General features: G+C 67.4%; 16 protein-coding genes and 7 pseudogenes. 9 read left to right on the forward strand and 14 right to left on the reverse strand.

The features are described from left to right. Positions 1–623 precede the first annotated feature (623 nt). Entirely contained in the window at positions 624–1463 is an 840-nt protein-coding gene (locus CRP56_RS42420; protein ID WP_218878027.1) for a TauD/TfdA family dioxygenase, read from the reverse strand. A gap of 887 nt (positions 1464–2350) precedes the next feature. Next, positions 2351–3298 (reverse strand): phosphotransferase family protein, encoded by a 948-nt coding sequence (locus CRP56_RS42425; protein ID WP_097273395.1) that lies wholly within the window; start codon positions 3296–3298, stop codon positions 2351–2353. 339 nt (positions 3299–3637) lie between these two features. Here CRP56_RS42425 and CRP56_RS42430 point away from each other — a divergent pair. Next, positions 3638–4534, forward strand: a pseudogene (locus tag CRP56_RS42430) (IS701 family transposase); the annotation flags it as partial. 344 nt (positions 4535–4878) lie between these two features. Beyond that, positions 4879–5163: a DUF7336 domain-containing protein gene (locus CRP56_RS42435; protein ID WP_097273398.1), complete on the forward strand. Its 285-nt coding sequence runs from the start codon at positions 4879–4881 to the stop codon at positions 5161–5163. A gap of 189 nt (positions 5164–5352) precedes the next feature. Here CRP56_RS42435 and CRP56_RS49385 read toward each other — a convergent pair whose 3' ends face one another. The 4 genes and pseudogenes from CRP56_RS49385 to arsM all read right to left on the reverse strand — a co-directional run bounded on the left by CRP56_RS49385 (position 5353) and on the right by arsM (position 7178). Further along, entirely contained in the window at positions 5353–5673 is a 321-nt protein-coding gene (locus CRP56_RS49385; protein ID WP_097273400.1) for a transposase, read from the reverse strand. A gap of 1 nt (position 5674) precedes the next feature. Next, the gene (locus CRP56_RS48770; RefSeq protein ID WP_257041784.1) at positions 5675–5800 is read right to left on the reverse strand and encodes a hypothetical protein; all 126 of its coding nucleotides are present in this window, start codon (positions 5798–5800) and stop codon (positions 5675–5677) included. Positions 5801–5995: 195 nt separating this feature from the next. Then, a pseudogene (locus tag CRP56_RS49390) lies at positions 5996–6217 on the reverse strand (transposase family protein); the annotation flags it as partial. 67 nt (positions 6218–6284) lie between these two features. Next, a complete protein-coding gene (gene arsM / locus CRP56_RS42450) occupies positions 6285–7178 on the reverse strand; it encodes an arsenite methyltransferase (protein WP_097273405.1) in 894 nt (297 codons plus the stop codon). A 104-nt stretch (positions 7179–7282) separates the two neighbouring features. Here arsM and CRP56_RS42455 point away from each other — a divergent pair, with 104 nt between their 5' ends. Genes CRP56_RS42455 through CRP56_RS42465 form a run of 3 tightly spaced genes read left to right on the forward strand, consistent with a single transcriptional unit; the run spans position 7283 to position 8837 of the window. Next, positions 7283–7657 carry an ArsR/SmtB family transcription factor gene (locus CRP56_RS42455; protein WP_097273407.1) on the forward strand — a complete coding sequence of 125 codons (375 nt, stop codon included), beginning with the start codon at positions 7283–7285 and terminating at the stop codon, positions 7655–7657. Then, the gene (locus tag CRP56_RS42460; RefSeq protein WP_097273409.1) at positions 7654–8388 is read left to right on the forward strand and encodes an aquaporin; all 735 of its coding nucleotides are present in this window, start codon (positions 7654–7656) and stop codon (positions 8386–8388) included. Before CRP56_RS42455 ends, CRP56_RS42460 begins: the two co-directional genes overlap by 4 nt. A gap of 32 nt (positions 8389–8420) precedes the next feature. Continuing rightward, the gene (locus CRP56_RS42465; protein ID WP_097273411.1) at positions 8421–8837 is read left to right on the forward strand and encodes an arsenate reductase ArsC; all 417 of its coding nucleotides are present in this window, start codon (positions 8421–8423) and stop codon (positions 8835–8837) included. Positions 8838–9152: 315 nt separating this feature from the next. Here CRP56_RS42465 and CRP56_RS47850 read toward each other — a convergent pair whose 3' ends face one another. The 6 genes and pseudogenes from CRP56_RS47850 to CRP56_RS42495 form a co-directional block, all read right to left on the reverse strand. Next, on the reverse strand, positions 9153–9293 hold the full coding sequence (locus CRP56_RS47850; RefSeq protein ID WP_179850905.1) for a hypothetical protein: 141 nt from the start codon (positions 9291–9293) through the stop codon (positions 9153–9155). Positions 9294–9331: 38 nt separating this feature from the next. Further along, positions 9332–9892 (reverse strand): annotated as a pseudogene (locus CRP56_RS49395) (glycoside hydrolase family 48 protein); the annotation flags it as partial. Between the two features lie 152 nt (positions 9893–10044). Beyond that, positions 10045–10812: a GNAT family N-acetyltransferase gene (locus CRP56_RS42480; RefSeq protein WP_097273413.1), complete on the reverse strand. Its 768-nt coding sequence runs from the start codon at positions 10810–10812 to the stop codon at positions 10045–10047. 302 nt (positions 10813–11114) lie between these two features. Further along, positions 11115–11776 (reverse strand): annotated as a pseudogene (locus tag CRP56_RS42485) (IS5 family transposase); the annotation flags it as partial. A 203-nt stretch (positions 11777–11979) separates the two neighbouring features. Next, entirely contained in the window at positions 11980–13218 is a 1239-nt protein-coding gene (locus tag CRP56_RS42490) for a hypothetical protein (protein WP_097273415.1), read from the reverse strand. A 394-nt stretch (positions 13219–13612) separates the two neighbouring features. Further along, on the reverse strand, positions 13613–13858 hold the full coding sequence (locus CRP56_RS42495; protein WP_257041785.1) for an ABC transporter permease: 246 nt from the start codon (positions 13856–13858) through the stop codon (positions 13613–13615). A gap of 458 nt (positions 13859–14316) precedes the next feature. On the opposite strand from CRP56_RS42495, the gene CRP56_RS42500 reads away from it, so the two are divergent. Together CRP56_RS42500 and CRP56_RS49485 are read left to right on the forward strand one after the other, a co-directional pair. Further along, on the forward strand, positions 14317–14772 hold the full coding sequence (locus CRP56_RS42500) for a carboxypeptidase-like regulatory domain-containing protein (protein ID WP_097273419.1): 456 nt from the start codon (positions 14317–14319) through the stop codon (positions 14770–14772). 153 nt (positions 14773–14925) lie between these two features. Next, positions 14926–16089 (forward strand): annotated as a pseudogene (locus CRP56_RS49485) (IS30 family transposase). 198 nt (positions 16090–16287) lie between these two features. Here the strand turns inward: CRP56_RS49485 and CRP56_RS42510 are convergent. Both CRP56_RS42510 and CRP56_RS42515 read right to left on the reverse strand, forming a co-directional pair. Further along, a pseudogene (locus tag CRP56_RS42510) lies at positions 16288–16431 on the reverse strand (IS110 family transposase); the annotation flags it as partial. Positions 16432–16841: 410 nt separating this feature from the next. After that, the gene (locus tag CRP56_RS42515) at positions 16842–17030 is read right to left on the reverse strand and encodes a hypothetical protein (RefSeq protein WP_257041787.1); all 189 of its coding nucleotides are present in this window, start codon (positions 17028–17030) and stop codon (positions 16842–16844) included. 76 nt (positions 17031–17106) lie between these two features. Here CRP56_RS42515 and CRP56_RS42520 point away from each other — a divergent pair, with 76 nt between their 5' ends. Further along, positions 17107–17748: an IS5 family transposase gene (locus CRP56_RS42520; protein WP_257041790.1), complete on the forward strand. Its 642-nt coding sequence runs from the start codon at positions 17107–17109 to the stop codon at positions 17746–17748. An 8-nt stretch (positions 17749–17756) separates the two neighbouring features. Then, positions 17757–18120 (forward strand): annotated as a pseudogene (locus CRP56_RS42525) (zinc ribbon domain-containing protein); the annotation flags it as partial. Positions 18121–18174: the final 54 nt, after the last annotated feature.

Below are 18174 nucleotides of genomic sequence, written 5' to 3' on the forward strand. Positions count from 1 at the left end.
GCGGAAGTCCTTCTGCGTGGCGCGGCGGGGAACGGCCGGACAGACACCTGTGCAGCGCGCACGCCGGTACGGCGGCGTGGACACGTGTGAGGCGAGCGAGTGCGGTGACAAGCCGATCCCGGGGTGGAGGCACGGTGGAACCGCTGAGCGGGCAGGGCGCCGGGCGCGGTCATCGGTACGAGGTCAGGTGTGAGAGTCCTCGGATTCCGGATGTGAACCGTGTGCCACGCGTCCGCGTGTCCAGGCCGACTGGTGGGCACGGCACCGGAGGTCCGTGCTGCACGCGCTGTGGAAGCTCATCGCGCATCCCTCCGTGCTCAGTGCCGACTGTCTGCCGCCGGACGACCAAGCCGAGACTGACGCACGTAGATTGCCCTGCCATTCCGTGTTTGTTACTTACGGATTCCATGCCCGGTTTTGGTGCGGAGGGCCGTCGGCGGTGAGGGGCTCGCCGTTGTGGTGTGTGGCCAGGAGGGCGCCGGGGGCGGTGCTGGAGGTGGGGCCGGTCGCGCAGTCAGGGTCGGTGACGGTGGTGACGTGGGGGGAGTGCGGTGCGGTCCTCGAACGTCCGTGACGACCGGCTGCGCCCGCGGCGCGAGCTCCCCCCTGAAGGCGCGGAGATTTCACGACGCCATGGGGATCCGGGGGACGACAATGTCCAGCGGGCCGTCCGGAACCGCGACCGCGTCCTGGCTCCAGCCCCAGATCGAACAGACCCTGCGGAGCGGGTCGCTGTACCCGTCCCTGCCGTGCAACACCCGGTAGTTGTCAATGCAGATCATCTCACCCGGGCCCACCCGGAACATCGGCCCGCTGTCACGGGCCGCGACGACCGCGGCCTGCCAGGCGCGCACATACGTCCAGTGCTCCAGCTCCAACGGCCCCTCGACCGGCGCGAGATAGGGATGGTGACGGCCCTGGAAGCGGCCCGACGGGGTCTGCCGGACGATCGGTGAGAAGCCGCGCTGCGGATAGTTGGGCTCGGAGTGGTCGATGTCGATCGTGCGGCAGAAGTCGGCGAGCGCGGCGCTGCCGGGATCGGCGGCCAACAGGTCCAGCAGCCGGGAGGTGTCGATCAGGAAGGAGTCGCCGCCGCGGGCCGCGGGCCGCTCGCACCACAGGAACAGATGGTCGGGGGCGTAATCGCCGAAAGCGAAGCCGTCGTTGTGGGCGACCATCCGCTCCTCGGACGGGCCGCTGGCGTCGCGTTTGCGGCCACGCCTGTCGGCGGGCTGCGCCTTCATCTGCATCGCCTCGACCCGGGCGCTCTCCTTCGTCGCCTCGAACTGGGTGCCGCACCGCACCGACCGGTCCCCCATGATCGCGCGGCCCATCGCGACCGCGCTCTCCTCGTCCGCCAGCCCGCTCACGATGGCCGCGCCCTCGGCGGCGAGCACCTCTGCCGCCTCCTGCGGGCCGGTCACCCTGCGCGGGATGAAACTTGCGGAGCTGACGTCCGGCACAGCGCCTCCTGAAGTCCCCGGAGCGAAGCCCGATTGAACCAACCGGTTCATTCACAGTAGAAGCCCCATGTTTCACGAAAGTGATCCTCCCGCGTGCTCTGAGTTGCGGCTGGGGAAGGGCAGGAGTCACCGCTGCGGCGACTCGCAATGATGGGCTGTCCGTCCTCGATCAGGTGGCGCAGGTGGCCCAGGAGTTGGGGCTGAGCAGCGGATGCCGTTGACGATGTCCTGGCGGGGCGTTCTCCTGTCTGCCCCGCCCATGTCCGAGTCGCGTTCGAGCGTCCCCGCCCTGTTCGCCGCAGATCCCCGCTGCCGCCGCATCGTCGCGGCACCGGAGGAGTGACACCGCCGCCCAGCTCGCCCTGGCGGCGGGCGGCCTTCTCCGGATCGCGAAGGCCGACCTGCCGGACGGCAGTGTGGTGCTGTTCGCGGTCGAGCCGCCGAACGCCGACGGCGTGTCAACCGCGCTGGACGACATGCCGCACTGATCCGCCGGCACGAGGCGGGCCGAGCGCGGCTGCCCGGTCATGACGTCGCCGCGGACTCTCGTCGCGGCGACGTTGCGTTGTCCTGCGCCTGCTGGCTGTGGTCGTCGTCACGCCACTACCGCTGCCACCTGACCGGTACCGCCCCTGTGCCGTGGTCCCAGGCACGGGTGGGACACGGAAGCCGGAACGTGTGCTGTACCGCGTCCGCACGCGTCACCGCCTCGCACTGCAACCGCACAGATGCCCTCCTCGGTCTGCTACCGATGCTGCCCCCCGCCCCCCGGCCCCCCGCGCTCGGCTCGCCAGAGAGATCGCCGCCGCGGCAGTCGAGCAGCCCGACTTTTCTCTGATCCGATCACCTGTCGGACAGTCCGCTTCCGCTCCGCGAAAGTCGCGAGGCTAGCCCGCCAAGCGGGCGATGTCCTCGGCGATACCCCCTAAAGGCTCGACCGTGCCCATCGAACGGAACCAGTCCCACAACTCGACCGCGTGGTAGAGCCGGTAGAGGTCGAGCCGCTCGGCGGCGTCGGCGGGAAGCGGTCCGTAGCCTTCGAGCAGGGCGCCGCGTTCCGGCTCGCCGCGGCCGAGCGAGTAGTAGTCGGTCTTGGCCAGGTCGATCAGCGGGTCGGCGGCGATCGCGTTCTCGACATCGATCACGCCGGTCACCTCCCAGCCGCCCGGACGGGGTGCGACGAGCACGTTGCCCTCGTGCAGGTCGTTGTGGCAGAGCACAGCGGACTCGCAGTTGCCGAACAGCGCCCCGTCACGCTCGACCCGCCGCGCGACTGCGTCATGCAGCCGACCGTCGCCGCCCAACTCCCTGAACTCCTTGAGCTTTTTGGCGAACTGGCGCCGCATGTAGGTCCCGTTGTCGGCAAGCGGATCGAGGATGCGGTTGGTCAGGTAGCCGTATGCCTCCTGGCCGATCTGGTGCACCGTTGCCAGGGCGGCGCCCATCTCGCGGTAGAACGACGGAATCCCGCCCTGGTCCACATCCTTTGACACCTCAGACAGCGGGCGCCCCTCAAGCAGGCTCAGGATCGTGACAGCCTGGCCTCCAGGCCCTCCGCCCGGCGTGTGGTGCAGCACGTTCGGCACTGGCAGGGATCGAAGGCTTGCAAGCATCTGATAGACGTGGACTTCCTTGGCCTGCTTCCACTCCCACTCGGGCGCATACACCTTGAAGATCGCGGTATGCGCAGGATCCGCGCAGCGGATCTCATACACCGCACTCAACTGGCCGCCAGTACGCGGCACCGCCTCGATCACCTCTGCTGCGGGGTACACCTCCCGCAGCAGCCCTTCGGCCCAGACTGTCCCTGGAGACGGCTGATCAGGCTGCGACATGCGTGGACCATATACACCGAGGTGCAACGCGGCAATCGGTTATGCCGCACCTGGGAAGTGCCTCTGACTGGTGCGGGAAACAGGCCCTCGATGATCCTCATTCTGGCTGGTCAGAGGGAGTCTCTACTTTTCTGATCACCTGCCGGACAGCCCAGCTCGTGAAAGCGCGAGGTTAGTTCAGAGAAGCCTGCATCCGGTGCTCGATGCTCCGACCCCGCCCCCGCCCAGTGGTCGGCCCGTGTTCTCTTTCCCGGACCGCCCCTCGATCGTGTGCAGCCGCCGCTGATAGCGGCAGCGGTCCGGGCAGCCTCCCGCGTGATCGACGAGCGTGCAGAAGAGATCCGGAACGAAGAACTCGAGGAACTGTTCCTGCGTACGGGCCACCGCTTCAAGCGGGTTGAGCCGCGTCGCAGGATGCGTGATCACATCCGTGGGCTGCTGGGTCCGGTTGGCCGCAAGAACGGCTGGCAGCTGGGCGAATACGCCGGACACCGCACACCCGACCGCCTCCAGCGGCTCCTCAACGGCGCCCGCTGGGACGCCGACGGGCTCCGCGACGACCTCCAGTACTACGTAGCCGAACGGCTCGGCGTACCCGACGGAATCCTCATCCTCGACGACACCGGCTTCCTCAAGAAGGGCACCACCTCGGCCGGCCTGCGACGCCGGTACTCCGGCACCGCCGGCCGCACCGAAAACTACTGCCAGATCGGAGTGTTCGCCGACTACGCCACCACCCGCGGACGCGCCCTGGTGGACCGGGAGTTGTATCTACCCAAGGCCTGGACCGACGACCGCGACCGCTGCCGCGCCGCCCATATCCCTGACGAGCGGGCCTTCGCCACCAAACCCGACCTGGCCAAGGCCATGGTGCTGCGGGCGATCGCCTCGCCGCTGCCCATCGCCTGGGTGACTGCAGACGCCGCCTACGGCCAGGAGTGGCGGCTGCGCCGCATGCTGGAGGAGACCGGCCTGGGATACGTGCTCGCGGTCCCAAAGTCCCAGCAGGTGCCGCACTTCGGACGCATCGATCACCTCTGCGCCCAGGCACTCGACGAAGCCTGGGAGCGACGTTCGTGCGGCGACGGTGCAAAGGGCCCGCGCGTCTACCACTGGGCCGCCCTGCAGATCACTTCCATCGAGGACTTCGACGGCGAGATGCCCACCCACCAACGCTGGGCACTGGCCCGCCGCAGCGTCAGCAAGCCCGGGCAGATCGTCTACTGCCGCCAGTACTGCCTATGACCGCTTCGCGCAACTATTTGTGCAGGTCAGGCGGGCGTGCAGGGGCAGGTGAACGTGTCGGGTCGAATCCGGGTCGAATTGCTGGGCAGTAATCGGAAATTCCCTGGGGGCTGGGGGTATCTCGTCCTGGGTGCCGACGGGCTCCGGGGGCCCAGAAGCTTAGGGGCACGGCTAAAGTCCCTCGTATGCCGCCGCACCCTGTGAGACACCACTTCGTCCCCCAGGGCCTCGGCGAAGTCGCATGATGCCCGGTTTGTGTTCGTGAGGTCCCAGAAGGTGAGGGGGCGCCGAACACCGCAGGTCCCACGAACTCGCCTGCTGATAGCTTCGCGTCCGTGATCGTGTATCCGCTGTGGCATGTCGGCCACCAGAACGAAGCCGGCGACGACGGCTCGACAGTGCACGTCGATGAGAACGGCGTGTTCTGCGACGAGTTGGACGGCGACGACGTAAAGCTGCTCGGCATCTACTCAACCCTTGAACGGGTTGAAGAGCGTGTGCGGCAGGCTCGACTACTACCGGGCTTCCGTGATGAACCGGAGTGCTTCTACTTCGACCCCTGCGAGCTCGATGAGGACCATTGGACCGAGGGTTTCGTTCGAGTTCCGCCGGGCGAGTAGGCCCGTGGCAGAGTCTCGGTAGTTGGTTTGGTCAGGGGTGGTGGCAAGAGTGCTGGTGACCCGGCTGTGTTGAGAGACGGTTGGCCATTTCGCTCAGAGATAGTTGGCCGTCGCGGCCTCGACGTCATTGCGGAGTCGTGTGGAGGCGTGCTTCTGCTGCGTCTTCAGGCAGCCGTGACAGGCTCGAGTTCATCGGCGGCACGCGCATCCCTCGTGCGGAACACCGTGAGCACGAGTGCCTGAACGACCGCTCCGGACAGCCCCTGGCCGAGGCGGGAGGTGCCGGGCGGCGTGGGCGCGCCGGCAGTCGCGGTGCTGGCGGCAGGTCTTCTCCACGGCGGAGGAGAGATTTTCCGGGAGATGCCAACGGTCTGCTGCTTCCTGGGCCTGTGGTGCGGCTTGGTGGACGGCCTTGGTGAACATCATGGATCGGCCGCGGCAGATGATCTGTGCTCCAGGGTGCTGACGCAGCCAGGCGGCGACCGTGGCGGTGTCCCGGTCGGGCAGCACGTCAAACCGGGCGGGAGGTCTCGATGTCGACGAGGACCGTCCCGTAGGTACGTCCCTTGCGGAAGGCCAACTCGTCGATGCCCAGCACCCTCGGGGCCCGCGGCGGTGTCGGCGGAGCCGTGAGCATGCTCAACAGCGCTGTTCGCCCACCGTACAACCGGAGCTTTTCGCACAGAGGTTGGGCGGGGCGGCCTCCGAGTTCCACGGCGACCGAGCGCCGCGCCGACCGCAGGGACGGTGTTGCCCGCCGCCGGTATCGCTCAGTCAGTTCGCTGATCTGTTCCACGAAGGTCTTGTGTCGGCATCTGGTGTGGTCGCAGAAGAAGCGGCGGACGCGCAGACGGACCACCGTTTCCCGACCGGCAACGGGCATGCCAGCGAGTCGGCGCCAGTGGCGGCTGTGGACACGGGTGGCCCGCTGGCCGCAGTCCGGGCACAGCCATGGAGGACCGCACCCGGCTGCATCGACCATCAACGCGTCTTCCACCACGCTGACTTGGCACACTGCGACCTGCGAGCCGGGCACGAGCAGGTCTGTGAACATCTCGACCCTCACAAGTGAGCCATCCCCGGCAGAGGCGATCTGCGCGCCTGTCGCCGGAGGCGCAAGGTCAGCTCTGGCAGGCGCATCCAGCGGCGTTCTTGGCCTCACTGACGGTGACGGACGGATCGGCAGACTGCTCAGCCGAGGTGCAGCAGGCGGTGACACCGCAGCAGGAGTCGCCCGTGGCCGATGCCGTAGCGATGACCGGTCCGGCGGCGGGCTTGGCGGCGCGGATGATGGCGGAGTGCATGCCGTTGGCGACGGCATGCGTCGGGGTGGTCGAGATGTCGGTGAACCCCGCGGCCTGAAGGCCCTCCCGGTACTCCGCGAAGGACAGCGCGCCCGCGATGCAGCCGACGTAGTCGCCGCGCTCGCCGCGCTGCTCGGGGGCGAGGGAGTCGTCGGCGACGACGTCGGAGACGCCGATCCGGCCGCCGGGCTTGAGCACCCGGAACATCTCGGCGAACACGGCGGGCTTGTCCGTCGACAGGTTGATCACGCAGTTGGAGATGACGACGTCGACGGTGTTCGCGGGCAGCGGGACGGCCTCGATGGTGCCCTTGAGGAACTCGACGTTCGTGGCGCCCGCCTTCGCCGTGTTGGCGAGAGCCAGGGCGAGCATCTCGTCGGTCATGTCCAGCCCGTATGCCTTGCCGGTCGGTCCGACGCGGCGGGCGGAGAGGAGGACGTCGATGCCGCCGCCGGAGCCGAGATCGAGGACCCGCTCGCCCTCGCGCAGTTCGGCGACGGCAGTGGGGTTGCCGCAGCCGAGCGAAGCGGCGACGGCCGCGGCGGGCAGGGCCTCGCGGTCGTCGGCGGCGTAGAGGGTGGAGCCGAAGTTCTCGTCGACCTCTACCGGCTCGGGCCCGCAGCAGGCGGTGCCGCCCTCGGTGACCTTCACGGCTGCCGCGGCGTACCGTCGGCGGACGGTTTCACGCAGGTCGGTGGACTGCTCGGTCATGACTCACTCCCGGGTGACGGGGCATGGCAAGCCCCGGAACGGCCTGTATTGACGTTCATTGATGCAACCTTGCGCCTTGAATTGAAAAACGTCAACATAGAGGCATGTCGAAACAAGAGCTTGAGGTGGTCGGCCAGGACGCCGCCTGCTGCGCAGGGCTGTCTGCCGCACCGCTGGACGAGGACCAGGCCGCGGACCTGGCGAAGGTCTTCAAGGCCCTGGGCGACCCGGTCCGACTGCGCCTGATGTCGATGATCGCCTCGCGCGGACCGGGCGGGGAGATCTGCGTGTGCGACCTGACCCCGGCCTTCGACGTGTCCCAGCCCACCATTTCCCACCACCTCAAGCTCCTGCGCCAGGCCGGCCTCATCGACTGCGAGCGCCGCGGCACGTGGGTCTACTACTGGGTGCTGCCCGGTGTCCTCGACAAGCTCGCCGCGTTCCTCGCCACCGCGCAGCCCACCGGCGCCACCGCGTGAGCGCCTCCCTCGGCCGCCGCCTCGCCGCTGAGGCGATCGGCACCGCACTGCTGGTGGCGGTGGTGGTCGGATCCGGCATCCAGGCCACCGAGCTGTCGCACGACGTCGGTGTGCAGTTGCTCGCCAACTCCCTCGCCACCGTCTTCGGCCTGGGCGTGCTCATCCTGCTGCTCGGGCCCGTCTCCGGCGCCCACTTCAACCCGGTCGTCACGCTCGCCGCCTGGTTCAGCGGCCGTCGTGATCCTGACGGCCTGGCCCTGCGGGATGTCGCCGCCTACGTGCCCGCCCAGATCTCCGGCGCGATCAGCGGGGCGATCCTGGCCGACGCGATGTTCGCCAAGCCGCTGGTCAAGTTCTCCGCCCACAACCGGTCGGCCGGGCACCTGTTGGTGGGCGAGGTCGTCGCCACGGCCGGGCTGATCCTGCTGATCTTCGGCCTGAACCGGATCGGCCGCGCCGCGCTCGCTCCGGCCGCGGTGGCTTCTTACATCGGCGCCGCCTACTGGTTCACCTCCTCCACGTCCTTCGCGAACCCGGCGGTGACCATCGGCCGGACGTTCACCGACACCTTCGCCGGCATCGCACCTGCCTCCGTTACCCCGTTCATCGCGACGCAGTTGCTGGGAGCCGTGCTCGGGCTGACGGCTGTCGCTGTGGTCTACGGCCGGCCCGCTGCCGTCCCGGATGAGGTCGCCGTCCCGCACGGCGACCCGGAACCCGCCGTCACCTGACCGAATCTGTTCCCGAGAGAAAGCCCCTGCTCATGAGCTCTTCCGCCACGTCACGTCCGTCTGTGCTGTTTGTCTGCGTCCACAACGCCGGCCGCTCCCAGATGGCCGCAGCCTTCCTCACGCACGTCGCGGGCGGCCGCATCGAGGTCCGCTCCGCCGGCTCGGCTCCCGCGGACACCGTCAACCCGGCCGTCGTGGAGGCGATGAAGGAGGTCGGCATCGACGTCTCCGCCGAGACTCCGAAGATCCTCACGGTGGAAGCGGTCCAGGCATCCGACGTCGTGATCACCATGGGCTGTGGCGACACCTGCCCTGTCTTCCCCGGCAAGCGGTACCTGGACTGGCAGCTCGACGACCCGGCGGGGCAGGGTGTTGACGCCGTACGCCCCATCCGCGACGCGATCGAGACCCGGGTCCGGGCGCTGATCTCGGAAGTGGCGCCGGACTGACGGCCTGGTCACTTGCACTGATTCCGAGCCGCAAGCAGCTGCCGGTCGGCATCCCGGGCAGCAGCCGTCGGTTCGGCCTTACGTCCTCCAGTACCGCCTCGGGATCAACGGCCTGCTGTTCCGGGCGGGTGATCGTGTGCTGGAGTTCCTCGACGCTGGAGGGGCAGCGAGGCCGGGCTGGCGCCAGACCTGTTCCCCCGGCGCCTCGGGCAGACGCGGGCGACGAGCCGGGGGTTGAGTGCCTGCGCGTTGCGCGGTCGGCCTGGAGCGCAGCGCGGCTGACGGTCGGGGCCTGTCGGATTCTGCGCGGCGGGCTCAATGTTCAGCGGCATGGACCAGGACGAGCAGGTCGCGGTTCCGGTAGAGGGCCGTGCGGTCCAACCCGGCCTGCCGGGCGATGCCGGAGACGCTGGTGGGCGAGCTGTGCCGGGCCAATGCCTTGAGGGTGCCGGCCACCCGCTCCAAGGTCGACTCGTCGGCCGGGGACTGGCGTAGCGGCCCGCCGGCTGTTTCGTCGAACCGCCCGCGATAGCGCCCTCGTTCGACTGCCGCCAGCGGGAGAACTCCAGCTGCCGGGTGAGCGCGGTGCCCCAGTCTGCCGAGGTGTCGGCCGCGCCGCCCCACCCGTAGTACCAGAACATCAGGTACCTCGAGGAGTTCTTGTTGCTGTCGGCCGCGTAGGAGGAGAGCCCGAACCAGTTGCCGATCTTCTTGGCTTGCTTGTCGTACAGCGCGTGGCTGAGGCAGTCGCCCATCCTCGTGGCCCTGCTGACGGCAGCGGAGACCGCGCGCCAGCCCACGGGGGAGGCGTCGGTCTGAGGTGACGGGCCGGCGTGCCAGGCACGCCTTCGTGTCAATCCTGGCCGACTCATTCGAGGATCCTCCGGGCGAACTCTGCAGGGATCTGCTCCGGAGCGGCCACATGTCTGTTGGACAACACATGTGTTGCGCATCCGAGCGCCGCCGCGACCTTCTGGAGGGAAGGGAGCGATAAGTGGTCGCCCAAGGCCCAGACGGCGAGGGTGCGCGCGGTGATGTGCGGCAGACGCGGCCATGGTGCGGCGGTTGCGTATCCAAGCTGGGTGAGGAGGGCGGTCAGGGCGAGGGCGGCGCAGTGGGCCGGGGCGGCCGCGTAAGAGGTCGTCTCAACTGGAGGGCACCGGGAACTTGGGGGCGGTAGGAGGCCGCCCCCAAGCGGTTGGTGCCGTCAGGGTTGCTGCGCGTGGGGCAATGAGAGGTAGAGGCGAGTGCCTTGAGGTCGGTAGCCAACCCGCTCGTAAACGCGACGGGAACCGTCTCCGGAGTACTCCAGCCAGACTGACCCGGCTCCCTGGGCGAACATCGTTTCGGTCAGCGCGGCGGTTACTGCGGCTGCGATGCCGCGGCCGCGGTAGGCGGTCCGAGTGCCGACACCGGACAGCTCTGCGGTGCCCTCGGCCGAGGGGGAGCAGGACGCCCCGCCAGCGATGCCCCCCTGCGGGTCGCGGACGAAGAGCACTGCTCCGCCGCTCTGCTGGGTGCGGCGCAGTCGGGCTGCACCCTGTGCGGAGGGTGCGAAGACGCCACCGAATGCCTCGGCAAGCGCAGCATCGAGCTCGGCGAACTCCTCGTCGGTGGCTGGGCTCTCCACATGCGGAGAGTCGGCGGACTGGGGGACCATCAGCGTGTAGGGGGTGCAGACGAGGTATTCGTGCACCGCCTCGGTGTCGAAGCCTGCCGCCCGCAGGGCCGGCGCCACGGCGGGGGCGGCCTGCGGTGCGAACTCCAGCCGGGGCAGCAGGCCCCGCTCTCGGAAGATCCCGATCAGCGCCGCGATGTCCTGCTCCGTCGGCTCGGAGCGGGGTAGCGGGGTCGCATAGTTGAGGTAGGGGTTGTCGGTATCGGGGGTGAATCCCGCGACGAAGCCGCCGGTCTCGACGACCATGGGACGACGGCGGAGGTTGGTGACGGCAAAGCTCTGGACCTGGATGTCCATGGTGGGTGTTGACCTCACGAAGTCTCTGGAGGGCCCCTGGCGAACTCGGGAAGCTCGGGGCGCGGGAGAGTGGCGATGCGTCAGGCATCGATCGTGGGGCCGCCGTAGGAAACAGCGCGGCAGGCTGAGGCTATTGCAGAGCAGGCGCTCAGTGCCGACGGCGGCCGCTGGGGGACGCCGAGAACAATGGCTTCGTTCCTCACCGTGAGTGTGCCCGCAAGGTCGCAGAGCGTGGGACACTGTTCCACGACTGACTGGAGCGGGCAAGTGATTTTCCCGTAGTCGGTCAGGAGCGGACGAGGTCACCGAACCAGACGTTTGTAGCAGATGAGAGTGGCGGCGATGCCCGCGAAGGCAAGGAAGTGTTCGGCCTTACGCTCGTAACGGCGGTGCAGGCGGCACCCGAATGGCCAGGCCACCGTGCGCTCCACGGTCCAACAGTGACGGGACAGGCCGGGAGCTTTCGATGCCTTTGCGTGCGATACGTGGAGTGATGTGCCGCGAGCGTAGCCATCGCTGCGGGTAGTTGCAGGCGTAGCCGTTATCGCCATGGAGCTTGGCGCGCCGGCGCGGTCCACGGCGTGATCGGATAGGTGGGATGCCGCGGACGAGCGGTTCGAGTCCCTGGCTGTCGTGAGTGTTTGCGGCGGAGATTCCGATTGAGAGTGTCAGACCGGTCCGCTCGTTGAGCAAGTGGATCTTTGATCCCTTCTTGCCGCGATCTACGGGATTCGGACCTGTCAGTTCCCCCCTTTGAGAGCCCTGATGTTTACCGAGTCGATCGCGCAACGCGACCAGTCGAGTTCCCCGCGTGGTCCGAGTTCGTCCAGACCAAGCGGTGGAGCTTGCCCCAGACGCGGGCCCGGCTCCACTCGGTAAAGCGGCGATGGGCGGTCACCCCTGACGGGCCGAAGACCGGCGGCAGTTGCCTCCAGGTGCAGCCGGTCGTGGCCACGAACACAACGGTCTCCCGCGTGATCTCCACCGCGACAGATCAGCCCGTGCCTTCTCCAGACGGACGGCCAACTCCGCGGCCTCGGCCTGCAGCTCTTTGACCCTCTGTTGAGCCGCGGCCTCCCGCGCCTGGAGTTCTTCCGGCAACGACACCATGGCGCCCCACCTCCACCTCGACACGGTAGAAGTACGACGGCACCGCCCACACGTCAATCAGCCGATACCGAAGTGGACATACTGTGGCTCAACCGCGCTCCGGTCGCCTCCGCCTTGAAGCGTGTAGCCGGAGGCCACCCACTCGGACGTCTCCGGGTGGTACTGGCGGCAAGTGAGGTAGTCGCCCCACGTGCCAGTATCTGGACCCTGCGTGCTCTGCCGTGTGAAGACCAGACGCCAGTCGCCACCGTCGCGGAAGCCGACGACATGGCTCGGGTGCAGCGGGCCGCCGCCCATGAACAGGCTCACGCCGATGACACCTTGGGCGTTCGGACAGGCTGCCGGGAAGGCATAAGCGGACTCTTGGTTCCAGATCTCAGGCTCCTCGACAAGAGTCTGCGTCGTGACGTCGACGACTGCACCCTTGGTGTAGGGCATGGGACGGCCAGCGCGTGCCGCGGCAGTCCACAGGAACCCAGCCCGGGTACCGCTCACCCAGCCGCCGGTAATCCGGGAGTCCACCCGCTTGGCGAGCCAGTCCTTGCCGTCAGGCCCTTGAGCGCTGTAGGGACCGGCACTCCACTGGCTGACCGGGACATCGAACCACCCCACGGTATTGGAATTGTCCGGCCAGCCGTGCACGCGGAGGGTTGTGCCACTGTTGTGGCTGGCGAAGAACATGCTCCCGGTGGCGCCCTGGGTAAGCCGCAGAGAGCCGTGGTCCGTGGTCGACCACCACTGGTGGCCCAGAGAGGTCCCTGCCCGGAGTGTGTCCAGGGGGAATTTGAACACGAAGGCCCGCTGCCAGTGGCCGGCGGCGTTGAAGGCGTTGAACGTGACATAGAGATGGTTCGCGCTGGTTGCCGCGTCTGGATAGTCGAACCACATGTCCCGCCAATCGGCGTTCAGGGAGATCGGAGCAAAGTCCCACCAGTGAAAGGCGGAGGGGTCCGTACCGGGGGAGACCGCCACTCGGAAGACGTTGTTCCGGACACCGGGCTGCGCGGGATCCTCGTGCGCGATGTACTGCAGTATCCAGATCCAGATGTCTCGGCTCGGCTCATACACCACGATCTGGTCGCAGCAGAACCCTCCAGCCGCAGAGGGCAGAGCGGTGAACGGATCCACCAGCTCCCATTCCTTGCCCGTTGTGCTGCTGCGACTGGCGAACCAGTTGCCTGTGACGAAGATGTTGCTGTTCGACGCCGCGGCCGTGGTTTCGTTGATGGTGCTCGTCTGGGTGCTTGTCGCATGGTCGTCCAGGCCCGTGCTCTGGACAATACGAACTGTTGCCATGACTGCCGTCCTCCCAGCGAAGTCACGTCACTGCGGTCGCCTTAGGGCTCGTGGGGTTCCGGCGTGGTACTGGGCTCATCGGACGTCGACGTGGCGTCCTCCGGAACGGTTTCGGGGGTCTGGCCAGGAGTGGGGCCCATGGGCTTACGCCGTCGAGTGAACTTCTCCTCACGCTCATCCAGCATTCGCTGTCGCTCGTCAGGGTGGACATCGGACCGGGCATCCGCTTCATCATCGGAGAGGGACTGCGCCGGGCCGGCTTGTGCCAGAGCAGCGTCTTGTGCCTCGTATGCTCGGCCGCTGCGCGGTTCGTTCGGCATGGTGCAACCTCCTGCTGGTCATGTCGCGATCGTCCCGGACCCCGGTCGTCAAACCGTGGACCGCTCAAGTCCGCTCACGCGGTGGGGCGTTCTCTGACCCTGCGCCATTCACTCCGTGCGAGTAGCGAGAAACCGACCGTGGTGCACAGCGCCACAGCGACGATGGCCCATTCCAGGGCGCCACTTCCCAGATCTGGTTCGACACCGAAAACCTGCTCAATCCAATCGCGCCAGACCAGGGTGACGACGAACAGGGTCCCACTGATGGCAGCGGCAATTGTTTCGATCCACGCCCGCATGTGCACATTCCGCATCATCATGGACGCTCCTAGTGATGGCATCCCACCCTGGATTTCCTATGCTTAATTCCATTACGCGCCAGGAGTCGGAAGCCGTCAACTCCGCCACTACGGCGAATGTTGTTGCTTCTCTTTCACATTTTTCCGCTTCAACAACTACCTGAAGTGTCTGGAAGGGTCCTGTCCTTCGTAGGTGATACGGCATCGGATTGCCTCGACGGACATGGGGTCACCCTGTGCGGCACACCCCTTGCTTCCCGTGCTGTTCCTGTAGCCGTTTTCATGCCAAGCTGGCCACGGCTGAAATTGACATGGTCCGCGCACGGGACGAACCTGGAATCAGGTGCGTCCGAATGACCCCTCAGAAGTTCGCCCTTCAATCGGACTTGCGGTCTTTCCGTCAGGCTTGCGTTCGTTGCATTCGGCCGCGCCCGCACATCGTCGACGAGAATCCCGGCCCTGCCCGAGAGGAGACTCACATGCACGGGCATGTGCGCACCGTCACCGGGGATGAGCCGATCTTCATGATCAAGGTCAGTGTCTACCGCCCCGACCTCACCTTCATCGACCGCGCCTACACCGACGACGACGGCGCGTACAGCGTCGACGTACCTGCCGGTGAGACGGTCACCGTGCGCTTCGACACCCATCACTCGCTCACCAACGCGGACGAATGGCAGCCCTCGCTGGTCACGAATGTGGCCGCCGACGACACCGTCCCGCTCGACCGCCGCCTGGTCCCCGTGGGCCACTTCGCGGACACGGCGCGCGGCATAGACATCCTCGCCGCCTTCCTCGCCGCTTCGGCCGTGGAAGAGCCGGAGTACGCCGCCCACGCTACGACCCGGCTGACCCAGCTCAAGCAGAACAACCTGTTCCTCAATCAGATCCAGACAGCCCTCCTCCAGCACTTCACGGAGCAGGCCGACGTCTGAGGCGCCGCACCCGACCCGGCCGGTGGTTTTCGTGCCGAACTTCCTCCTCGTCCGATCCTTGGACCATCTCCTCCTCGGGGTCTCGTGGTCCGGTCTGACCCTCAAGTGATCAACGCACCACCCACGGATGATCACGTGATCGTGGAGGCACTGGTGCCTGACTACGGGTTTTCGCCGGCTCAGCAGGATGAGAATTGGAGACGCTGGCGCGAGGGGCAGTCGTTCAGCTTGATCGGGCGGGCGCTCGGGGCGCCGATGCAGCACGCTCGTCGATTCCTGTACCAGAGCGGCGGCGTCCGCCTCACGCCGCAGACGCGTTCAGAGCGACATCTGAGCGGCAGCGAACGTGAGGAGATATCCCGCGGCATCGCCGCCGGGGAATCGGCCCGGCGGCTGGCCAAGCGGATGGGCCGATGCCCTTCGGCCATCTCCCGCGAGATCGCCCGCAACGGCGGCCGGCACCGCTACCGAGCCGCCTCGGCTCATGCAGCCGCCTACGAACGCGGCCGCCGCCCCCTAGCAGGCCAAGCTCGCCCAACGGCCGTCTACGTGCCTTGGTGGAAGCCAAGTTGGCTCTGTGCTGGTCACCCGAGCAGATCCCAGGCTGGCTGCAGCGGCAGTTTCCTGGTGACGCCGCCATGCAGATCTCGCACGAAGCGATCTACCTCTCGCTATACGACCCTCGTCGCCGCCCAGGCAATCGACCGCAGCCTCACACAGCGGCTGCAGTCAGGCAGGCCCATGCGCCGCCCGAAGATCGCTCGTCCGCCCACCGGGCGGGGCATCATCCGCGGCATGGTGTCCATCAGCGCCCGACCCGCGGAGGTCGAGGACCGGAAGGTTCCCGGCCACGGGGGGCGACCTCGTGATGGGCACCCGTCCCTCGGCCGTCGCCACGCTCGTCGAGCGCACCAGCCGCTACACAGCCATCGTCGCGCTATCCAACGGAATCAAGGCTGAGCAGGTCACTTCACACCTCACCAGGAGTCTCCTCGGCATCCCGCCCCAGCTACGACGAACGCTCACTTGGGACCGGGGCGGGAGATAGCCATGCACCAGACCATCACCGCCGAGACCGCGATGCCGATCTACCTCTGCAAACCGCGCAGTCCGTGGCAGCGCGGGACCGACGAAAACACCACCCGGCTGCTTCGGCAGTACCTCCCCAAGGGCGCGGACCTTCGCACGTTCAGCCAGGCCGCCCTGGACGCCATCGCCCACGAGCTCAACCTACGTCCACGCAAGACCCACGGCTACTGCACTCCGGCAGAGGTCTACGCTGACCTCCTGAACAGCGGTGATGCGTTGACCGCTTGAGCTCGCCCACGTTTCTGGGCAGCGGTAGAACTTGAGCCGACCTGGCCATGAGAGGGGTGCCCTTCCGGGCCCTCGGAGTACCCCTCTTCGAGACCCTCGCGTCAATGCACCTCGACGGCATCGATACAGCCGTAACGGCGCTGGAAGTAAGCGAGTTGAGGGAATCGCGGCGTGTAGCGCCTCCTCCGCCACGGTCCACGCCAGTACGTCGGCGAGGAGTTGGAGGAGTTCGGGTTCATCGTTGGCGACGCGTCGGGACAGCAGCCGGCGGCCGCTGTCGTCGATCGCGACGCAGTGGTGGTGGGTCTTGCCTGCGTCGATGCCGGCCCAGATCGCGGCCATGTGGTGCCTCCGTGCTGTGTGGTGCTGGTGCCTCCCGACGGACGACCTCGCTGTCGATTCCCTACACAGCGATCATTCGCAATTCCTAATTGGCAGCCGAGTCGTCGTGGGGCGCCGGGCGGCCAATCACTGAAAGCCACAAGCGGCAGAGCCTTTTGAACCACACCCGGCACCCCTGGGTGGGTGAACCATACGAAGGGCTCACCGCCTCCCGCAGAACAACGTAGGGAGCATTTTCAGCTCGGCCATCGATCGGGTGACGCGGGTGGTGTGCGCAACGCACGAGACTCCCGTGCCGTTGGGGGGTGTTCGAAGTCTCAACCCACAGGCACAGGAGCCGCGTTGGTTCCGTATCCTGCCGCACGCCCTGGTCGAGTGAGTCTGATTCGAAAATCCCCCAACGCCGCAGTTCAGACCGATTCTTCTGATTGGAGGGACACTTGATTTCCGAGCATGTTGAGCTGGCTGACCAGACGCCGCGTCTGGCGTGCCCGGCCCGTTCGCTGGAGGAAGTGGTCCGCTCCGAGATCGGCGTACTCGGCGTTGTTGGTGAGTATGTGCCAGATCGAGGTCAGGATCGCGTGGCCGACGGCGACCAAGGCCCGACGCCACCCTCGGGCTCGCCCTGCGCGCGCTGCGTCCTGTACGTGCTGCGGACCGGCGTCGCTTGGCGTGATGTCCGCGGAGACGGTGGGCTGCTCCGGCGTGACGGCCTGGCGCCGGCTGCGGGACTGGACCGAGGCCGACGTCTGGCCCGCCTGCACGCCGCCTTGCTCAGCGAGTTGCGCCGCGCCGACTTGCTGGACCTGGACGACAGCGCCGTGGACGGCTCGCACGTCCGGGCTCTCAAAGGGGGGATCACGTCGGTCCCTCTCCCGTCGACCGGGCCCTCCCGGCTCCAAGCACCACCTGATCGTCGACCGTCACGGGGCCCCGCTCGCCGTCACGCTCACCGGTGGCAACCGGCACGATGTCACCCAGCTCCTGCCACTACTGGACGCGGTCCCGCCGATCCGGGGCCTATCGGGCCGCCCCCGCCGCAGGCCCCGGCGGCTGTACGCCGACCGCGGCTACGACTTCGACAAATACCGCCGCCTGCTGTGGAAGCGCGGCATCAAGCCCATGATCGCCCGACGCGGCACAGCCCACGGCTCCGGGCTGGGCAAGGTCCGCTGGGTGGTCGAGCGCACCTTCGCTTGGCTCCATCAATTCAAGCGACTCCGCACCCGCTACGAACGACGCGTGGACCTACATCAGGGACTGCTCGAACTGGCCTGCAGCCTCATACGCCTCCGCCGCCTGCGGACCTCATTCTGAAACGATCAGTAAGGCAGTGGGGGAGGGCCACCCAATCCAGCTGGGCCTTCGCCCAGCTGAGGCAGTTCATCGCGTACAAGGCCCGTAAAGCGGGAGTGCCAGTGGTGTACGTCGATCCGGCACACACCTCCCGCACCTGCGCCGAATGCGGCCACCGCGACAGGGCGAACCGGGTCTCCCAGGCCTGGTTCGTGTACCGGTCCTGCGGATTCGTTGATCACGCTGACCGGAACGGCTCCCGCAACATAGGTGCACGTGCGGAGGCGTTGTGGCGACGCGGGGCGCAGTCAACCGCCCCAGACCCACCCCCGACGCCCACGCAAGCGCAGCACCACAGCCAGTGGCGCCCGCTGTGCAAGCCCGTCGCTTTAACGACGGGTCGTTGACATGTCGGGAAGGGGGGAGACCTGCGGTGTTTGTTTGGCG

It is taken from the genome of Streptomyces sp. TLI_55 (assembly GCF_900206255.1).
Taxonomy (GTDB): Bacteria; Actinomycetota; Actinomycetes; order Streptomycetales; family Streptomycetaceae; genus Streptomyces; species Streptomyces aquilus.